This window comes from Pseudomonas sp. GW822-FHT05A08 (genome assembly GCF_058800485.1).
This window is the reverse complement of record NZ_CM179511.1, coordinates 5,588,492-5,605,467: the sequence shown is the minus strand read 5'-3', so window position 1 is coordinate 5,605,467 and position 16,976 is coordinate 5,588,492. Positions and strand designations below refer to the sequence as shown.

The following is a 16,976-nucleotide window of genomic DNA, read 5'->3' as shown; positions in this document are numbered from 1 at the left end:
CTGTAGGGGGGAGTCAGACGCTGCTGCGCAGGCGCGCCATGTCGCGCAGCGGCGGGGCGCCGAACTGGCGGCTGTATTCGCGGCTGAACTGCGAGGGGCTTTCGTAGCCGACCCGGTAACCGGCGGCGGACGCCTCCAGCCCTTCAGTCAGCATCAGGCGCCGGGCTTCCTGCAGGCGCAGTTGCTTCTGATACTGCAAGGGGCTCATGGCGGTCATGGCCTTGAAACGGTGGTGCAGGGTGGACACGCTGAGGTTCACCCCTCGCGCCAGATCGTCGATGCGCAGCGGTTGCTCGTAGTTGCCGTTCAGCCACTTGATGGCCTGGCTGACCCGGTGGCTCTGGCTGTTGGCGATGGCGATCTCATACAACCGGTGGCCCTGCGGGCTGCGCAACAGCCGGTAGAGAATTTCCCGACGAATCAACGGCGCGAGCATGGCGATGTCTTTGGGTGTGTCCAGCAGGCGGGTCAGGCGCAGCACGGCGTCGAGCATCGGCGTGTCCAGGCGTTCCACATACAGGCCGCGGCCGACAGGACGGTTCGGCACCCCCAACGGCCCGGCATCGGCGATCAGCGTACTGATCTCGGCCGGGTCGATGTCCAGGCGCAGGGCCAGGACCGGCTCCAGCGGCGAGACATCGGCCAGGCGCCCGCTCAATGGCATGGAAACCGAGACCACCAGGTAGTTGAGCGGGTCGTAGTTGAACTCCTCGTCGGCCAGCCGCACTTCCTTGCGCCCCTGGGCCATGATGCACAGGGCCGGCTGGGCCAGCACCGAGGCGAACTCGTGGGAGTGGCTGTGGCGCGAGACGAACAGCGACTGGATCGCCGTGGCATAGCTGCCGTCTTCGCCGGTATTGCGAGCAATGATCCCGGCCAGCTCCGCCCGCTGTTTTTCCATTTCCGCATCCAGTGGCGGCTGCTGGGTTTCGAGCGATGACATGAAGGCCCCTCCGAGAAGATTGCGAATGGCCACAGCTTAAATTTGTGCAAGCGCCAGGGGTAGGCGATTCCTGCGTAAATCTTGCCTGATCCTGCCACGCGTGCGCGCGTGAGTAGAGCCGAGTCCTGTGCGCGGGCTGTCACTTGCTTGAAACAACGTTGTGGGTTTTTTTCCCTTACCGGGCAGGATTCGGCGTTCCCGGGCAAGACTCGCAGGATTGTGCAATAGGCCGGCAGGAATCGACTAACGAGCATTACGCCGGGCGCTTAATCTTGGATCCTGTCGCAGCCCGTCCCATGGCTGCCTCGACACCACCCTGGGAGGGTCGCACATGTCCACGCATATTCCCGTCAGCCACATGGCATTCGTTCGCGCCCGCGCCGGCCGCTCAACGGAGTTGGGTGCTCGCTTGAGCAGTCTGATCGAACCATCCCGCCAGGCCACAGGTTGCCTGCAGTTCGCCTTGCAGCATTCGCAGTGCGACGCTGACCTGTGGTTGATATCCGGATTCTGGAGCAGCCAGCAGGCGATGACCGATTACTTCTGTTCGCCGGCCATGGCGATCTTCGCCGAGCTGGTCCAGGACCTGGTGGTCAACAGCCTGGATTTCCATACTTTCAGAGATGTCTCGGCGGCCCAGGCCGAAGGCGAATACGCGCAACTGAACGGGGCACCGGTACACCAGCTGGCCAGCTGAGGGTTTAGAATGGCCGACTTTCCATTGGCCAGGACCAGCAACATGGCACGTAAAGAGTTTGCAGCATACGAAGCGGTTTCCGCCGTGGTTCCAGGTGAAGGGGGCTACAGTGCCGCCATCGCGGTCAAGGCCCTGGGTGGTTCAGGGGCACCGCGCTTTCACAAAGTCCTCGACGACCAGAAATTCAAGACCGCCCATGACGCCGACCAGGCTGCCGCGCAGAAGCTTGAGCAGTTGATCGACGTGACCGAAGACGGCGAACTGGCCTGGGCAACGGCCTGATCCAGGTTGCTGATCTGAAAAGCTATCTGATCTGAAAAACTACCTGACCGCCCCCGGGCGGAACATCTTGAACAAGGCCTCTGGCCCCAGCTGGAAATAATCCGCCGGCCCGCCGCCGCGCAGAATCGGCTCTGCCGCGGCGGTGTCGTATACCCCGTCCTTGAGCAGCCATTTGGCGATATGCACGGCGACCACTTCGCCGAGGATCAGCCAGCTGGGCACCAACTCCTGATCCGCGCGCTGCAGTTGAATGATCTGCGTGACCTTGCATTCGAAGGACACCGGGCTTTCGGCTACCCGCGGCACCGCAATCACTTTCGAGGCCACGGGCGTCAGCCCCGCCAGTTCGAACTCATTGACCTCGGCCGGCACGGCCGCGCAGCTCTGGTTCATCCGCTCGGCGAGCGGGCGGGTGGCGAGGTTCCAGGCGAACTCGCCGGTCTGCTCGATGTTGTTCAGGCTGTCTTTGCGACCGACGCTGGAGAAACCGATGATCGGTGGAATGTAATTGAAGGCGTTGAAAAAACTGTAGGGCGCCAGGTTCAGCCGGCCTTGCTGGTCCTGGGAGGAGATCCAGCCGATCGGGCGCGGGCCGACGATGGCGTTGAACGGATCGTGGGGCAGGCCGTGGCCCTGGGCGGGTTCGTAGTAATGGATGTCTTCGGACATGACGGGCTCTTGCGCGGACAAAGAGGGAAGGCCGCCATAGTGCAAGCCATTGAAAGTGAATGCCAGCCTTGCGGCGTGCGGTTTTCCCCGGGCCATAAACAACCACGCCCGGCCGAAGCCGGGCTGCGGGGCATCCCTGAGGGTTAGCCGATGGCGGCGGCAGTCCCGGTGCGATCGAAGCCGTCGGCAGCGATTGCGCCTGCGGTACCGGTGTGGTCGAAGCCATCGGAGGCGATAGCGGCGGCGGTGCCGGTGCGATCGAAACCGTCGGAAGCCAGGCTGGCGCTGGCCGAGCTGCCCGAGGTGAAAGTAGCCGAGCCGGTGCGGTCGTAACCATCGGCGGCAAAGGTATTGGCAGCCAGTACGGAAAGGGTCAGGGCGAGGATCAGTTTGCTTTTCATGAGGGTCACTCCAGGTTCGGTGAGTTTTGTGCAGTGGGTGTGAAATGGATACTACGCCAGTTAATTTGATTAAAAAGCGCAAATAAATGCTAAAAAATATCGAATTAATAGATGTTTATGGCGTCAAGAATCACTGCATAAGGCCTCTTGCCTGCTTCTGCCGCGTTTGACGCGCCGACACCGATTTCGATGGAGGCAGAGTGAGGGCTGGGCATTAACCGGTCATTAACCTGCCCGCACCGTCGAAAAATCACGATCAACGGTTTACCCGGCAGGGGCGGGAATGCTGTTGGCGATGAATGCCGGAGGGCTTGCTACGTAAGCTGGAGGGCGTGTCTTGATCGTGGAGCGGCTGCGTCGCGGCTATCGTGAGCAAGCCCCGCTTCTGTAGGAGCGAGGCTTGCCCGCGATAGGCTTTACCTGATGACACCACAGCGCGAGGGCCTTGCACCCTCGCGCTTTTTTTGTCGGTCAGTCAGTCTCGATCCGCGAGTGTTTGCGCGTATCTTTCATGGTGATGTAGACCAACAGCGACACGGCGATGCAGGCGGTGACATACCAGTAGTAACCGGTTTCCATGCCGATGCTCTTGAACCACAGTGCGATGTATTCGGCGGTGCCGCCGAAGATCGATACGGTCAGCGCGTAGGGCAGGCCCACGCCCAGGGCGCGGATCTCGGTCGGGAACAGCTCGGCCTTGACCACCGCGTTGATCGAGGTATAGCCGCTGACGATGATCAGCGCCGCCATGATCAGGAAGAACGCGCCCCACCAGCTCTGGACGGTGTGCAGGGTGGTGAGGATCGGCACGGTGAAAAGGGTACCGAGGATGCCGAAGGCGATCAGGATCGGACGGCGGCCGATCTTGTCCGACAGCGCGCCGACCACCGGTTGCAGGCACATGAACAGGAACAGGGTTGCTGCGGAAATGGTGGTGGAGTCGGAGATGCTCATGCCGACGGTGTTCACCAGGTATTTCTGCATGTAGGTGGTGTAGGTGTAGAAGGCCAGGGTGCCGCCCATGGTCAGGCCGACCACGGTCATCAGCTCTTTCGGATGACGCATCAGGGTGCGCATCAGGCTTTCTTTCGGCTTTTCCTTCTTCTTGGTGAAGGACTCGGTTTCTTCCATGCCACGACGCAGGTACAGCGCGACGATCGCGCACAGGGCGCCGATGCCGAACGGAATGCGCCAGCCCCAGGATTGCAGCTCTTCAGTGGTCAGCACGTTCTGCAGCACGATCAGGACCGCCAGGGCGATGAGCTGGCCGGAGATCAGGGTCACGTACTGGAAGCTGGAGAAGAAGCCCCGACGTTCCTTGGTCGCCATCTCGCTGAGGTAGGTGGCCGAGGTGCCATATTCGCCGCCGACCGACAGGCCCTGCATCAGGCGCGCCAGGACCAGCAGGATCGGGGCGCCGACGCCGATGGTCTCGTAGCCGGGAGTCAGGGCGATGATCAGCGAGCCGAAGCACATCAGCAGCACCGAGGCCATCAACGCGGCCTTGCGGCCCTTGCGGTCAGCGTAGAGCCCCATCAGCCAGCCGCCGATCGGACGCATCAGGAAGCCCACGGCGAAGATCGCGGCGGTGTTCAGCAGTTGCGCGGTGGTGTCGCCCTTGGGGAAGAAGACTTTGGCGAAGTACAGGGAGAAGGCGGCGTAGACGTACCAGTCGTACCACTCGACCATGTTGCCGACCGAACCGCTGAAGATCGATTTCAGGCGGCTGGCGGTGGTCTTTTCTTTGGCAGGCGCAGCTGCCGACCCAAGAGGCAGGGTTTGCGAGTTATCCATGACGGATCCTTCATTTAATTGTTTTTGTGGAGCGCGCCGAAACGCAGCCTGCTGGAGCTATAGCAGGAGCTGTGCCAGGAGCCGAAAGGCCCGGTTTAGAAGGGTCTGGAGATTTTAATGAGCGGAAATCCGCTCATTGCTGGAAGGGCGTAAGCGGAAAGCCGCCGACTTGCCCGCGAAGACGTCAGAATGAACGACACAGCCCTTGAGCTTCACTCCTCCCCAAGAAACATTTCCCGCGCCAGCCCATGGCGCTGCATCTTTTCATTGAAGGTGCGGCGCGGCAGTTGCAGCTCAACGAGCACCGCCTTGATGTCGCCCTTGTGCCGGGTCAGCGCGGCCCGCAGGCATTGCGCCTCGAAAGCTTCCTGCTGCGCCGCCAGGGACTGGCCGGGGTCGATGGTTTCCGGCTCGGGCTCGCCCAGGCCCAGCACCTGGCGTTCGGCGACGTTGGCCAGTTCGCGCACGTTGCCCGGCCAGTCGTGGCTCAGCAGGCGGCTCAACTGCGCCCCGCTCAGGGGCGCGACGCTACGGCCCAGGCGCTCGGCGGCGGCGTGGGCGAAATGTTCGTACAGCAGCGGGATGTCCTCGCGCCGCTCGCGCAGCGGCGGCAGGCGCAGTTGCGCGACGTTCAGGCGGTAGGCCAGGTCTTCGCGAAAACGCCCGGCGCGGGCTTCGTCCAGCAGGTCCGGCTTGGTCGCGGCAATGATCCGCAGGTCCACCTCGATGCTCTGGTTGGACCCTAGGCGTTCGAGCTTCTGTTCCTGCAGCACCCGCAGCAGTTTGACCTGCTGGGCCAGCGGCATGCTTTCGATCTCGTCGAGGAACAGGGTGCCGCCGTCGGCGTATTCCAGCTTGCCGATGCGCTTGCCCTGGGCGCCGGTAAAGGCACCGCTTTCATGGCCGAACAGTTCGGCTTCGAACAGTTGCTCGGGGATCGCCGCGCAGTTCAGGGCGACAAAAGGTTTGTCGGCGCGTGGCCCGAAATCGTGCAGGCAGCGGGCGACCAGTTCCTTGCCGCTGCCGGTCTCGCCGCGGATCAATACGTTGACCGGCAGCGCGGCCAGGTCGACCACCTGGCGCCGCAGGGTCTGCAAGGCGCGGGACACACCGAGCAGGGTGGAGTCGATTTTCTCCCGGGTATCGGCCTGTTCGTGCAGGCGTCGGTTCTCCAGGACCAGGCCGCGTTTGTCCAGGGCCCGGCGCAGGCTGCTCAGCAGGGTTTGCGGGCTGAAGGGTTTTTCCAGGAAGTCGTAGGCGCCGTCGCGCATCGCTTCCACCGCCATCGGCACGTCGCCGTGGCCGGTCAGCAGGATCACCGGCAGGTCGGCGTCGCGCTGCTGCACTTCTTTGAGCAGCTCCAGGCCACTGATGCCGGGCATGCGCACGTCGCTGAGGATCACCCCGGGGAAGTCCCTGGGCAGCCGGGCCAGGCAGTCCTCGGCGCGACTGAACAACTGCACCTCGAAGCCCGACAGGCTCAGCCATTGTTCGACGGCGGTGCGAATACTGGCTTCGTCGTCGACCAGCATCACCGAATTCAACATGGGATATGCGCCTCCAGGTCGATGGGCAGGCTCAGGGTGAAGATCGCGCCCTGGCCTTGATTGCCGGCGCTCAGGCGCCCGCCCAGTTCGTGGACGATAGCGTAGGACACCGCCAGGCCGAGGCCCAGGCCGTCGCCCACCGGCTTGGTGGTGAAGAACGGATCGAAGACGTTCGGCAGGTGTTCTTCGGCGATGCCGCCACCGCTGTCGATGACGCTCAGGCTCCACAGCTGCTGGTCGGCTTCGAGGCGGATTTCCAGGTGCTTGAGGGGCTTGTCGCGCATGGCGTCCAGGGCGTTGCGCAGCAGGTTGATCAGCACCTGCTCCAAGCGTATGGCATCGCCGCGGACCCAGGCCGGGCGCGTCAGTTGCAGGTGTGTGTCGACCTGTTCGTCGCGTAGCCGGGTGTCCAGCAGTTGCAGGGCCTGATCCACCACCGCCGCCAGGTCCAGGCGTTCGCGCAGGCCGCTGGGGCTTTTGCGGGCGAAGGTTTTCAGGTGGCCGGTGAGGCTGGCCATGCGGGTCAGCATATCGTCCAGCGGTTTCAGGGCCTGGTAGGCCTCGTCGATCCGCCCGTGATCGAGCAGCAGGCGCAGGGTGGCCAGCTGCATGCGCTGGGTGGTCAGCGGCTGATTGATTTCATGGGCCAGGGCTGCGGACATCTGCCCCAGGGCCGCCAGCTTGGCCGATTGCACCAGGCCGTCCTGGGCGGTGCGCAGGTCGCGGGTGCGCTCCTCGACCAGGCGTTCGAGCTCCTCGCGGCTGCGCTGGCGCAGCCTGGCCAGGCGCCAGCGCTGATTGAGGAACAGCAGCAGGAACACCAGGGTCAGCCAGGCGCCGGCCGCGGCCAGACCGGCATTGCGGCGGTCCTCAAAGGCGATCTGCGGACGTCGCAGCAAATGAAGGGTCCAGCCTTCGGTGGCCAGGGGCAGGGATTCCCACAGGTAGTCGACGCTGCCGTCCGGACCCTCGACCCGGGTCAGCGTACTGTCGTCGTCAAAGCGTCGCAGCGGCCGATGTTCGAGCGGCGTCAGCCGTTGCTTGTCGTATTGCCGGGTGGCCTGGAGTTCGGCGCGGTCGCTGTCCGACAGCGGGCGCAGTTGGCGATAACGCCAGCCTGGCTGGTTGGCGATGAACACGATGCCCCGGGCGTCGCTGACCAGCAGGGTGTCGCTGCCCTGGCTCCATTCGCGCTCCAGTTCGGGGAACTCCAGTTTCACCACCATGGCGCCGAGGAACTGCTCCTGCTCGCCCTTGACCGCGCTGGAGAGGAAATAACCGGGAATGCCGCTGGTGACGCCCACCGCATAGAAGCGCCCGCTGCCCTGGCTGCGGGTCTGGCTGAAGTAGGGGCGAAAACCGTAGTTGTGCCCGACATAGCTGCTGGGCAGGCGCCAGTTGCTGGCGGCCACGGCGAGGCCGGTGTGGTCCAGCAGCTCCAGGGTCGAGGAGCGGGCGGCGCCGTTGATTTGTTCCAGTTTGCGGTTCAGGGCGTCCTGCTGCTGCGGGCCGACCGGGCCCTTGAGCGCCGAGCGCAGTTCCGGGTCCAGCGCCAGCACGGCGGGCAGGGCGCGGTAACGCTCGATCAGGGTATGCAGGGAGTTGGCATACAGCGCCAGTTGCTCGCTGGCGCGGGCGGCATCGTCCTCCAGCGCCTGGCGCTCGGCATGGCGCATGGCGAAGGTCGCGCTGACCACGGCGCCGGCGAGAATCACCAGGGTATAGAAGGTCAAGCGCAGCGGGCGGGAGATCTGGACCATGAGTCAAGGGCAGGCTGAAAGGGGGCAGGAAAGATAACACGCCTGTCCGAGGCTTCGTTGATCGTGGACAGTCCTTGCCCGGCCAGGCATGAAAAAGGCGGCGCTGCTCATCGAGCAACGCCGCCTTGGGTAACAGCAAGCAGCGCTTACTGCACTTCTACCGCCAGGCTTTCACTGATCTTTTTCTGCCAGATGGCAGGACCGGTGATGTGCACCGACTCGCCTTTGCTGTCGACCGCGACAGTGACCGGCATGTCTTTGACTTCGAACTCGTAGATCGCTTCCATGCCCAGTTCGGCAAAGGCCAGGACCTTGGACTTCTTGATCGCCTGGGCCACCAGGTAGGCAGCGCCGCCGACGGCCATCAGGTACACGGCCTTGCTGTCCTTGATCGCTTCGATCGCGGTCGGGCCGCGCTCGGACTTGCCGATCATGCCCAGCAGGCCAGTCTGCTCGAGGATCTGGCGGGTGAACTTGTCCATCCGCGTCGCGGTGGTCGGGCCAGCCGGGCCAACCACTTCGTCACCGACCGGATCGACCGGGCCGACGTAGTAGATGAAGCGACCCTTGAGGTCCACCGGCAGGGTTTCGCCCTTGTTCAGCATCTCGACCATGCGCTTGTGCGCGGCGTCGCGACCGGTGAGCATCTTGCCGTTGAGCAGGACGGTTTCGCCCGGCTTCCAGCTCTGCACTTCTTCCGGGGTCAGGGTGTCGAGGTTGACGCGACGGGCCGACGGACCGGCTTCCCAGACGATTTCCGGGTAGGCGTCCAGAGGTGGCGCTTCCAGGGAAGCAGGACCCGAGCCGTCGAGCACGAAGTGCGCGTGACGGGTCGCGGCGCAGTTCGGGATCATGCACACCGGCAAGGAAGCGGCGTGGGTCGGGTAGTCCATGATCTTCACGTCGAGCACGGTGGTCAGGCCGCCCAGGCCCTGGGCGCCGATGCCCAGCTGGTTGACCTTCTCGAACAGCTCCAGGCGCATCTCTTCGATACGGTTCTGTGGGCCGCGGGCCTTCAGCTCGTGGATGTCGATGGACTCCATCAACACTTCCTTGGCCATCACCGCGGCTTTCTCGGCGGTGCCGCCGATGCCGATGCCGAGCATGCCCGGCGGGCACCAGCCGGCGCCCATGGTCGGAACGGTCTTCAGCACCCAGTCGACGATCGAGTCGGACGGGTTGAGCATGGCCATCTTCGATTTGTTCTCGGAGCCGCCGCCCTTGGCCGCCACGTCCACTTCCACGGTGTTGCCGGGAACGATGGAGTAGTGGATGACCGCCGGGGTGTTGTCCTTGGTGTTTTTACGAGCGCCCGCCGGGTCGGCGAGGATCGAGGCCCGCAGGACGTTTTCCGGCAGGTTGTAAGCGCGACGCACGCCTTCGTTGATCATGTCGTCCAGGCTCATGGTCGCGCCGTCCCAGCGCACGTCCATGCCCACGCGTACGAATACGGTGACGATACCGGTGTCCTGGCAGATCGGGCGGTGGCCGGTGGCACACATGCGCGAGTTGATCAGGATCTGCGCCATGGAGTCACGGGCCGCTGGCGATTCTTCGCGCAGGTAGGCTTCGTGCATCGCCTGGATGAAGTCCACGGGGTGGTAGTAGGAAATGAATTGCAGGGCGTCGGCAACGCTCTGAATCAGGTCGTCTTGCTTGATCACGGTCATGAGTCGCGCTCCTCTAAAAGACGGGAACATTTAATAAGGTGCTTGCAGCTTGGGTGCATCGGTCGGTTGCAAGCACCTTCAAGGCACGCCGGACACACTGGCGCGACGCTAAAAAGGCGCGGCAGTATACCGCGCCTCGGAGCCGGGCACACGCGCCGGCAGTCAAACCAAAGTCGCATGCCGGGGATGCGCCGGTCGGGGGATGGCGCCAGGCATGACGGTGGGCGCGGCCCCGGGCCGGATGGCGCTGGGCGGGAACAAAAATGGGATAGTTATTTTTTGGCGACACCACTAAAGTGGCAAGTGGCCTGTAGGGTAGGAAACTCTTTAAAGCCCCCTTTCGCATGGTGAGTCAACGATTGACCCATAACGCTATCCAGAGTCTTTTACTCAAGCGCTTCGTTCTTGCGGCGGGTACCTATGGACTGGCGTTGCTGCTGCTCTGGCTGGCCATTTTCAGTGGCTACTATTCGGCGCCGGTGCATTCGGCGCTGATCGATACCGGCCTGGTGGTGCTGAGCCAGGCGCTGCTGTTCTGGCTGTTTGTCTCCGGGCGCAACCTGCGCTTTCGCGACCCGAGCCTGACCGAGATCCAGATACTCCTGGCCATCGGCTGGCAGACATGGCTGCTGGCCCACCTCGATACGGCGCGCGGCACCTTCCTGGTGTTCTATCTGTTGACGCTGCTGTTCGGCCTGTTCCACCTTCCGCGCCGGGCCTTCGTGCGCTGCGCCCTGTGTATTTTCATCGGCTTTGCCGGAATCACGCTGTGGGACGGCTACCACTTCCGGCTGGCCGATCCGATGCTCGCCGTCCTGCAGGTGTGCGTGCTGTTCGCGGTGCTGATCTGGCTGTGCCTGTACGCCAGCTATGTGCAGACTTCCCGGCAGCGCATGCGGCAACGGCGCTTCGCCTTGCAGGCGCACCAGGACACCTTGCGCGGCATGATGCGACAACTGGAGGATCTGGTTGCCACCGACGAACTGACCGGCCTGTACAATCGACGGCATTTCCTGCGGCTGGCGTCGCGTGAACTGCACACGATGAGCCTGGAGCAGATGCATGGCCTGGCGCTGATCGACCTCGATCACTTCAAGCGGATCAACGACGTGCACGGCCATGCCGCCGGCGATCAGGTGCTGCAGGCGTTCGCCGCCGTAGCCAGCGCCTGCTTGCGCGATGGCGATGTATTGGCCCGCTACGGCGGCGAGGAGTTTGTCATGTTGTTGCCCGATTGCGATCCCGAACGCCTGACCTCCTGCTGCGAGCGTCTGCGCGTGGCCTTTATGGACGCCCAGTTGATCGGGGTCGAGGTGCCTGGCCTGAGCCTGTCCGTCGGCATGACCCTGGTGGAGCTGGGCGACGACCTGGACGATGCCCTGCAACGTGCCGACCAGGCGCTGTATCGGGCCAAGCGCGACGGACGCAATCGCTGCGCCGCGGCCTGGGAAAATATCGATGCCTGAGCTGCGTGTCGGTGAGCGGCAGTGGTCGGTGGTCGCGGGCAGCAATCTGCTGGATGCCTTGAATCAGGCCGGCGTGGCGGTGCCTTACAGCTGCCGCGCCGGCAGTTGCCATGCTTGCCTGGTGCACTGTGTCGAGGGCCTGCCCAGCGACAGCCGGCCCGATGCCTTGAGCGACGATCAGCGCCAGCGCGGCTGGCGGCTGGCCTGTCAGTGTCAGGTGGTGGAAGACCTGCGGGTCGAAACCTACGACCCGCTGCGCGATGGCGCGCCGGCCGAGGTGGTCGGTGTGGACTGGCTGTCGGCCACAGTGCTGCGCCTGCGTTTGCAGCCGGAGCGCAACCTGCGTTATCAGGCCGGCCAGCACCTGGTGCTGTGGACGGCTTCCGGCGTGGCGCGGCCGTATTCGCTGGCGAGCCTGCCTGGCGAAGACCGCTTTCTCGAATTCCATCTCGATTGCCGCCAGCCCGGCGAGTTCAGCGACGCGGCGCGCCAGCTCAAGCCCGGCGATGGGCTGCGCCTGGGCGAGCTGCGCGGCGGGGCGCTGCACTACGACCCGGACTGGCAAACCCGGCCATTGTGGCTGCTGGCGGCGGGCACCGGGCTGGGGCCCTTGTTCGGTATCCTGCGCGAGGCTTTGCGCCAGGATCATCAGGGCGACATCCGCGTCATTCACCTGGCCCATGACGCCAGCGAACATTACCTGGCCAAGCCCCTGGCGGCGCTGGCGGCGAGCCATGCCAACCTCAGTGTCGAGCTGTTGACCGCGACCGAGCTGCCAGCGGCTTTGGCACAACTGCGGCTTGTTTCGCGGCAAACCCAGGCTTTACTCTGCGGGCACCCCGACAGCGTCGATGCTTTCGCCCGACGCTTGTACCTGGCGGGGTTGCCGCGCAATCAACTGCTGGCCGACGTATTCCTGCCCCGCGGCTGAGCGCTGATCCGGCCTGAGCGAGACCACCCATGACCGATACCATCCTGCTTGAACGCGAGGGCGGGCTGCTGACCCTGCGCCTGAATCGCCCGGACAAGAAAAATGCCCTGACCCGGGCCATGTACAGCCAGCTGGCCGAAGGGCTGCGGCAAGCCGACGCCGACCCTGAGGTCCGCGCGGTACTGCTCAGCGGCAGCAGCGACTGCTTTACCGCCGGCAACGACATTGCCGACTTCCTCCAGCAGCCACCTACCGGTCTCGACAGCCCGGTCTTCCAGTTCATGCTCAGCCTGTTCGAATGCCGCAAGCCGGTGGTCGCCGCGGTTGCCGGGCCGGCCGTGGGGATCGGCACCACCCTGCTGCTGCACTGCGACCTGGTGTACGTCAGCCGCGATGCCCGGTTGCGCATGCCTTTCGTCAATCTCGGTTTGTGCCCCGAGTTCGGTTCCAGCCTGATCCTGCCACGCTTGCTCGGGCAGGCCAGGGCCGCCGAACTGTTGCTGCTGGGCGAAGGTTTCAGCGGTGAACAGGCTGCGCAGTGGGGGATTGCCAACCTGGCCTTGGCCGATGGCGCGGCGACCCTGGACAAGGCCCGGGAGATGGCGCTGCGTTTCGAGAAGCTGGCGCCGCAGGCGGTGCAGATCAGCAAGCAGCTGATGCGCACGCCCGATCGCGAACAGCTGCGCAAGGTGATCGAGGAGGAGGGCGCCCTGTTCACCCAGCGCCTGCATTCGCCGGAAGCGCTGGCGGCCTTGTCGGGCTTTTTCGCTAAAAGCTGAAATCGGCACCGCTCGTGTCGCCGCTACCGAAGGTTGCGATCGATTTGGGCGGCATTCCGACGAAGGGGCGTAAGGTCTCAAGATCGCTGAAGGCCTGGCGGTAGCGGCTACAGGTTCGTGAGTTCCATAAATGTGCCCCCATGAAAAAGCCCCGCAGTCTTCACTGCGGGGCTCTTTATTGTTGCGTCAGGGGACTCAGACCATCGGGTCGCCAACGTGCAGGATCTTCATGCCGTTGGTGCCGCCGGTGGTGTGGTAGCTGTCGCCCTTGGTCAGGATCACCCAGTCGCCTTTCTTCACGACGCCGCGCTTGACCAGCTCGTCGATGGCCTTCTGGCTGACTTCGCTTGGCGGCAGGGACGCCGGGTCGAACGGGATGGTGTAGACGCCACGGAACATCGCGGTGCGGGCCTGGGCTTCGCGGTGCGGGGTGAACGCGTAGATCGGCACCGAGGAACGGATACGCGACATGATCAGCGGGGTGTAGCCGCTTTCAGTCAAGGCGATGATCGCCTTCACGCCCGGGAAGTGGTTGGCGGTGTACATGGTAGCCAGGGCAATGCTCTCGTCGCAGCGCTCGAAGGTCTTGCCGATGCGGTGGCTGGAGGTCTTGCTGGTCGGATGCTTTTCCGCGCCGATGCAGATGCGGTCCATGGCCTGGACGGCTTCGAGCGGGTAGGCGCCGGCGGCGGATTCGGCCGAGAGCATCACGGCGTCGGTGTAGTCGAGCACGGCGTTGGCCACGTCGGACACTTCGGCGCGGGTCGGCATCGGGTTCTGGATCATCGACTCCATCATCTGGGTCGCGACGATCACCGCCTTGTTGTGGCGACGGGCGTGCAGAATGATTTTCTTCTGGATGCCCACCAGCTCGGCGTCGCCGATTTCCACGCCCAGGTCGCCACGGGCCACCATCACGGCGTCGGAGGCCTTGATCAGGCCGTCGAGGGTTTCGTCGTTGGCCACGGCTTCGGCGCGCTCGATCTTCGCCACCAGCCAGGCGGTGCCGCCGGCCTCGTCGCGCAGTTGGCGGGCGTATTCCATGTCAGCGGCGTCGCGCGGGAAGGACACGGCCAGGTAGTCCAGGTCCATGGCCGCGGCCAGTTTGATGTCGGCCTTGTCTTTTTCGGTCAGGGCCGGAGCGGTCAGGCCACCACCGCGACGGTTGATGCCTTTGTGGTCCGACAGCGGGCCGCCGATGGTCACGGTGCAATGCAGTTCGGTGCTGGTGGCGGTGTCGACGCGCATCACCACGCGGCCGTCGTCGAGCAGCAGCTCGTCGCCCACGCCGCAGTCCTTGACCAGGTCCGGATAGTCGATGCCGACGATGTCCTGGGTACCTTCGGTCAGTGGGTGGCTGGTGGAGAAGGTGAACTTGTCACCGATCTTCAGCTCGATGCGCTTGTTGGCGAATTTGGCGATACGGATCTTCGGGCCTTGCAGGTCACCCAGCAGCGCGACGAAGCGCCCATGCTTGGCGGCCAGGTCACGCACCAGCTTGGCGCGAGCCTTGTGCTCGTCCGGGGTGCCGTGGGAGAAGTTCAGGCGGGCGACGTCCAGGCCAGCCAGAATCAGCTGTTCGAGAACTTCCGGCGAGTTACTGGCCGGGCCAAGGGTAGCGACGATTTTGGTACGACGGACGGACATGCAAAGACTCCTGAGTTCAAGCGCAACGAGAGGCTACTATGGTCCGCAGCTGTAGTCATTGTTCGTTTGCACTACTTATTCGTTTGTTTCTTTAAACGAACATTCCTGAAGATTTTCCAACGCGGGTCGATAACGTGCACAAGACAGGAGAACCCCCATGCGATTCGTGCTCATTGCTGCCCTGGCCGTCAGTGTTGTCGGCTGTACCCGCTGGTCGATGGACCATCATCTGAATACCGCCTACCGCGCCTACGACGCCGGCAACTGCGAACGGGTGATGCTCGAACTGAGCCAGGTCGACCGCACGAGTCGCTCGCGCCCTTATATCCAGCCTGAAGTATCGATGCTGCGCGGACAGTGCCTGGAGCGGCAGAAGCTGTTCCTCGATGCCGCGCAGACCTACCAGTACATCATCACCGAACATCCGAACAGCGAGTACGCCTACCGCGCCCGCGCGCGCCTGGAAACCCTGCAGCAACTGGGTCATTACCCTTTGCGCAACAGCGCTCAGGCGCGTCCGACCGCGTTGTAATACTCGTCATCAGGCTATTGCTGATCTCGCGTGAGCCTTGAGCTAACATCTGTGGGCCTGTTTTAGAGTATTGTTTCTAAAATGGGCCGGCCGGGGCCGACAGTCCTCGGCGCGACGATGCGCAATGACCTTCCTAAATAGCGATGCATGACATGTTCACGGACCGGCGGATCGAGCGGCACCAGTTGCCGTGTTTTTTGAAAGTCTTCAATCGGCTGACCGATCGACCCATCGGTTATCTGGGCAACGTTTCCGAAGATGGCTTTATGTTGATCAGCCAGTTGCCGATGCTGATCGGCGCCGATTTCGAGTTGCGCCTGCAGGTTCCCGGCCGCGACGGCCAGTTGCAACCGATCGAGATCACCGCCTCCTGCCGTTGGTGCCATGAAGATGTCACGCCCCATCATTACGACACCGGCTTCGTGCTGCTGCGTTCGCCTCCCGAGTACCGCGAGCTGGTGACGGCCTTGCGCAGCTACTTCAGTTTCTATCCGGTGCAGACCTCCGCCTGACCGCTACAGCGTCCCGGCCTTTTTCCAACTGAGGTAACGGGTCACCAGTTCCGCCCCCAGTTCACCCGGCCGCACATCGAGCAGGGCAACGCCCTGGGCGCTCAGGCGTTCATGCAGGTCGGTGCGGGCATTCAGGTAATTGATCGTGCCGCAGTAGGTCAGGGCATCGGGCAGGTTGTGCACCGGCGCCTGGCGCAACTGATCGAGGACTTCCTCGCGCAGGCTGGCCACCAAGACCCGGTGCTGGCGCCCGAGGCGCTTGACCGCGGTCAGCAGTTCCTCGTCGTCCTCGTCCCGCAGGTTGGTCACCAGCACTACCAGGGCCCGGCGTTTCTGTCGGGCCAGCAGCTCGCTGGCGGCGGCCTGGAAGTCGGCGCAGCGCTGGCTGCTGTCCAGGTCGTAGACAGTGTTGAGCAAGGCGCTCAACTGGCCCGCGCCCTTGACCGGCGCCAGATAGCGGCGGCGTTCGCCGGCAAAGGTGCAGAGGCCCACCGCGTCGCCCTGGCGCAAGGCGACATAACTGAGCAGCAGGCAGGCGTTGAGCGCGTGGTCGAAATGCGCCAGTTCGCCGTCCTGGCTGCGCATGCGCCGTCCGCAGTCGAGCATGAAGACGATCTGCTGGTCGCGTTCGTCCTGGTACTCGCGGGCAATCGGCGTGCGTTGCCGGGCGGTGGCTTTCCAGTCGATCTGGCGCAGGCTGTCGCCCTCGCGAAACTCACGCAGCTGGTTGAACTCCAGGCCCAGGCCACGACGCGGCGTTTGCCGCACGCCGATCTGGTTCAGCCAGTTGTCGACGGCCAGCAGCCGGGCGCCGTAGAGGCGGGCGAAATCCGGGTAGACGCGCGTGCTGTCGTCGAGCTTCAGCAGCCGACGCGCCGACCACAGGCCCAGCGGGCTGGGCAGGCTGACCTCGCAGCGCTCGAAGTTGAAATGGCCGCGCTTGAGCGGGCGCACCCGATAACCCAGTTCCTGCGACTGGCCCGGCTCCAGGAGCAGCGACTGCGGCAGGTATTCGAAGCCCAGGCCATCGGGCACATGGTCGAACAGCTCCAGGGTCAGCGGTTGGGTAAAGTCGTGGCGAACCTCTAGGCGCACTTCGCTCCAGCGCCCCAGGGGCAGGCTGCCGGGCAACTGGCGCCGCAGTTGGGGCGAAGGCAGGCGCCTGAGCCGGAAGGCGTCCAGCACGGCCAGCAGCAACAGGGCCAGGAGCAGGCCCCAGGCGATCGCTTGCAGGCTGGCCGCGACCACCAGGCCGTAGGCCCGTGCGGCGCCGAGCAGCACGTCCAGCGCCAGCAATACGCCGAGCCAGGTCAGAAACAGGCGTGAGGGTTTCATTGCTTTGGCGG

The 16,976-nt window shown here is 64.1% G+C and carries 16 protein-coding genes; 7 read left to right on the top strand and 9 right to left on the bottom strand.

The genetic code is table 11. From position 1 onward, the window contains the following. Nucleotides 1-13: 13 nt before the first annotated feature. A complete protein-coding gene (locus tag AC3RCP_RS25170) occupies nt 14-943 on the bottom strand; it encodes an AraC family transcriptional regulator (protein WP_101338919.1) in 930 nt (309 codons plus the stop codon). Between the two features lie 331 nt (nt 944-1,274). Between AC3RCP_RS25170 and AC3RCP_RS25165 the strand changes: the two genes are divergently transcribed. Both AC3RCP_RS25165 and AC3RCP_RS25160 read left to right on the top strand, forming a co-directional pair. Further along, complete coding sequence (locus AC3RCP_RS25165; protein ID WP_007931229.1) at nt 1,275-1,640, top strand: antibiotic biosynthesis monooxygenase family protein; 366 nt, start codon at nt 1,275-1,277, stop codon at nt 1,638-1,640. 9 nt (nt 1,641-1,649) lie between these two features. Continuing rightward, the gene (locus tag AC3RCP_RS25160; RefSeq protein WP_037035873.1) at nt 1,650-1,922 is read left to right on the top strand and encodes a hypothetical protein; all 273 of its coding nucleotides are present in this window, start codon (nt 1,650-1,652) and stop codon (nt 1,920-1,922) included. A 39-nt stretch (nt 1,923-1,961) separates the two neighbouring features. Here the strand turns inward: AC3RCP_RS25160 and AC3RCP_RS25155 are convergent, their stop codons facing one another. The 6 genes from AC3RCP_RS25155 to AC3RCP_RS25130 form a co-directional block, all read right to left on the bottom strand. Beyond that, the gene (locus tag AC3RCP_RS25155; RefSeq protein ID WP_009045323.1) at nt 1,962-2,591 is read right to left on the bottom strand and encodes a flavin reductase family protein; all 630 of its coding nucleotides are present in this window, start codon (nt 2,589-2,591) and stop codon (nt 1,962-1,964) included. 143 nt (nt 2,592-2,734) lie between these two features. Beyond that, nucleotides 2,735-2,992, bottom strand: coding sequence for a hypothetical protein (locus AC3RCP_RS25150; RefSeq protein WP_101338918.1), 258 nt, complete (start codon nt 2,990-2,992; stop codon nt 2,735-2,737). A 471-nt stretch (nt 2,993-3,463) separates the two neighbouring features. Next, a complete protein-coding gene (locus AC3RCP_RS25145; RefSeq protein WP_101338917.1) occupies nt 3,464-4,786 on the bottom strand; it encodes an MFS transporter in 1,323 nt (440 codons plus the stop codon). Between the two features lie 212 nt (nt 4,787-4,998). Beyond that, nucleotides 4,999-6,333 (bottom strand): sigma-54-dependent transcriptional regulator, encoded by a 1,335-nt coding sequence (locus AC3RCP_RS25140; RefSeq protein WP_101338916.1) that lies wholly within the window; start codon nt 6,331-6,333, stop codon nt 4,999-5,001. Further along, nucleotides 6,327-8,093: an ATP-binding protein gene (locus AC3RCP_RS25135; protein ID WP_492570798.1), complete on the bottom strand. Its 1,767-nt coding sequence runs from the start codon at nt 8,091-8,093 to the stop codon at nt 6,327-6,329. The genes AC3RCP_RS25140 and AC3RCP_RS25135 overlap by 7 nt, the downstream gene beginning before the upstream one ends. Nucleotides 8,094-8,239: 146 nt before the next feature. Continuing rightward, the gene (locus AC3RCP_RS25130; protein WP_007931196.1) at nt 8,240-9,763 is read right to left on the bottom strand and encodes a fumarate hydratase; all 1,524 of its coding nucleotides are present in this window, start codon (nt 9,761-9,763) and stop codon (nt 8,240-8,242) included. A 359-nt stretch (nt 9,764-10,122) separates the two neighbouring features. Here AC3RCP_RS25130 and AC3RCP_RS25125 point away from each other — a divergent pair, with 359 nt between their 5' ends. Genes AC3RCP_RS25125 through AC3RCP_RS25115 form a run of 3 tightly spaced genes read left to right on the top strand, consistent with a single transcriptional unit; the run spans nt 10,123 to nt 12,939 of the window. Next, nucleotides 10,123-11,229 (top strand): GGDEF domain-containing protein, encoded by a 1,107-nt coding sequence (locus tag AC3RCP_RS25125; RefSeq protein WP_037035869.1) that lies wholly within the window; start codon nt 10,123-10,125, stop codon nt 11,227-11,229. Continuing rightward, nucleotides 11,222-12,160: an iron-sulfur-binding ferredoxin reductase gene (locus tag AC3RCP_RS25120; RefSeq protein WP_007931193.1), complete on the top strand. Its 939-nt coding sequence runs from the start codon at nt 11,222-11,224 to the stop codon at nt 12,158-12,160. Before AC3RCP_RS25125 ends, AC3RCP_RS25120 begins: the two co-directional genes overlap by 8 nt. 29 nt (nt 12,161-12,189) lie before the next feature. Continuing rightward, nucleotides 12,190-12,939, top strand: coding sequence for an enoyl-CoA hydratase-related protein (locus AC3RCP_RS25115; protein WP_101338913.1), 750 nt, complete (start codon nt 12,190-12,192; stop codon nt 12,937-12,939). A 195-nt stretch (nt 12,940-13,134) separates the two neighbouring features. Here AC3RCP_RS25115 and pyk read toward each other — a convergent pair whose 3' ends face one another. Next, nucleotides 13,135-14,586, bottom strand: a complete 1,452-nt coding sequence (gene pyk / locus AC3RCP_RS25110) for a pyruvate kinase (protein WP_007931191.1) — start codon at nt 14,584-14,586, stop codon at nt 13,135-13,137. Nucleotides 14,587-14,743: 157 nt separating this feature from the next. Between pyk and AC3RCP_RS25105 the strand changes: the two genes are divergently transcribed. Further along, nucleotides 14,744-15,118: a hypothetical protein gene (locus AC3RCP_RS25105; protein ID WP_007931190.1), complete on the top strand. Its 375-nt coding sequence runs from the start codon at nt 14,744-14,746 to the stop codon at nt 15,116-15,118. Nucleotides 15,119-15,270: 152 nt separating this feature from the next. Further along, nucleotides 15,271-15,630, top strand: coding sequence for a PilZ domain-containing protein (locus AC3RCP_RS25100; protein ID WP_037035875.1), 360 nt, complete (start codon nt 15,271-15,273; stop codon nt 15,628-15,630). Nucleotides 15,631-15,633: 3 nt separating this feature from the next. On the opposite strand, the gene AC3RCP_RS25095 is transcribed toward AC3RCP_RS25100, so the two are convergent. Further along, nucleotides 15,634-16,965: a DUF58 domain-containing protein gene (locus AC3RCP_RS25095; protein WP_492570799.1), complete on the bottom strand. Its 1,332-nt coding sequence runs from the start codon at nt 16,963-16,965 to the stop codon at nt 15,634-15,636. Between the last annotated feature and the right edge of the window lie 11 nt (nt 16,966-16,976).

What these genes read in the sequence shown, in the direction of transcription:
- AC3RCP_RS25165 (WP_007931229.1), top strand. Translation starts at nt 1,275, where the DNA reads ATGTCCACGCATATTCCCGTCAGCCACATGGCATTCGTTCGCGCCCGC.
- AC3RCP_RS25170 (WP_101338919.1), bottom strand. Translation starts at nt 943, where the DNA reads ATGTCATCGCTCGAAACCCAGCAGCCGCCACTGGATGCGGAAATGGAA.
- AC3RCP_RS25140 (WP_101338916.1), bottom strand. Translation starts at nt 6,333, where the DNA reads ATGTTGAATTCGGTGATGCTGGTCGACGACGAAGCCAGTATTCGCACC.
- AC3RCP_RS25120 (WP_007931193.1), top strand. Translation starts at nt 11,222, where the DNA reads ATGCCTGAGCTGCGTGTCGGTGAGCGGCAGTGGTCGGTGGTCGCGGGC.
- AC3RCP_RS25115 (WP_101338913.1), top strand. Translation starts at nt 12,190, where the DNA reads ATGACCGATACCATCCTGCTTGAACGCGAGGGCGGGCTGCTGACCCTG.
- AC3RCP_RS25130 (WP_007931196.1), bottom strand. Translation starts at nt 9,763, where the DNA reads ATGACCGTGATCAAGCAAGACGACCTGATTCAGAGCGTTGCCGACGCC.
- AC3RCP_RS25160 (WP_037035873.1), top strand. Translation starts at nt 1,650, where the DNA reads ATGGCCGACTTTCCATTGGCCAGGACCAGCAACATGGCACGTAAAGAG.
- AC3RCP_RS25155 (WP_009045323.1), bottom strand. Translation starts at nt 2,591, where the DNA reads ATGTCCGAAGACATCCATTACTACGAACCCGCCCAGGGCCACGGCCTG.
- AC3RCP_RS25145 (WP_101338917.1), bottom strand. Translation starts at nt 4,786, where the DNA reads ATGGATAACTCGCAAACCCTGCCTCTTGGGTCGGCAGCTGCGCCTGCC.
- AC3RCP_RS25105 (WP_007931190.1), top strand. Translation starts at nt 14,744, where the DNA reads ATGCGATTCGTGCTCATTGCTGCCCTGGCCGTCAGTGTTGTCGGCTGT.
- AC3RCP_RS25095 (WP_492570799.1), bottom strand. Translation starts at nt 16,965, where the DNA reads ATGAAACCCTCACGCCTGTTTCTGACCTGGCTCGGCGTATTGCTGGCG.
- AC3RCP_RS25150 (WP_101338918.1), bottom strand. Translation starts at nt 2,992, where the DNA reads ATGAAAAGCAAACTGATCCTCGCCCTGACCCTTTCCGTACTGGCTGCC.
- AC3RCP_RS25100 (WP_037035875.1), top strand. Translation starts at nt 15,271, where the DNA reads ATGTTCACGGACCGGCGGATCGAGCGGCACCAGTTGCCGTGTTTTTTG.
- AC3RCP_RS25135 (WP_492570798.1), bottom strand. Translation starts at nt 8,093, where the DNA reads ATGGTCCAGATCTCCCGCCCGCTGCGCTTGACCTTCTATACCCTGGTG.
- pyk (WP_007931191.1), bottom strand. Translation starts at nt 14,586, where the DNA reads ATGTCCGTCCGTCGTACCAAAATCGTCGCTACCCTTGGCCCGGCCAGT.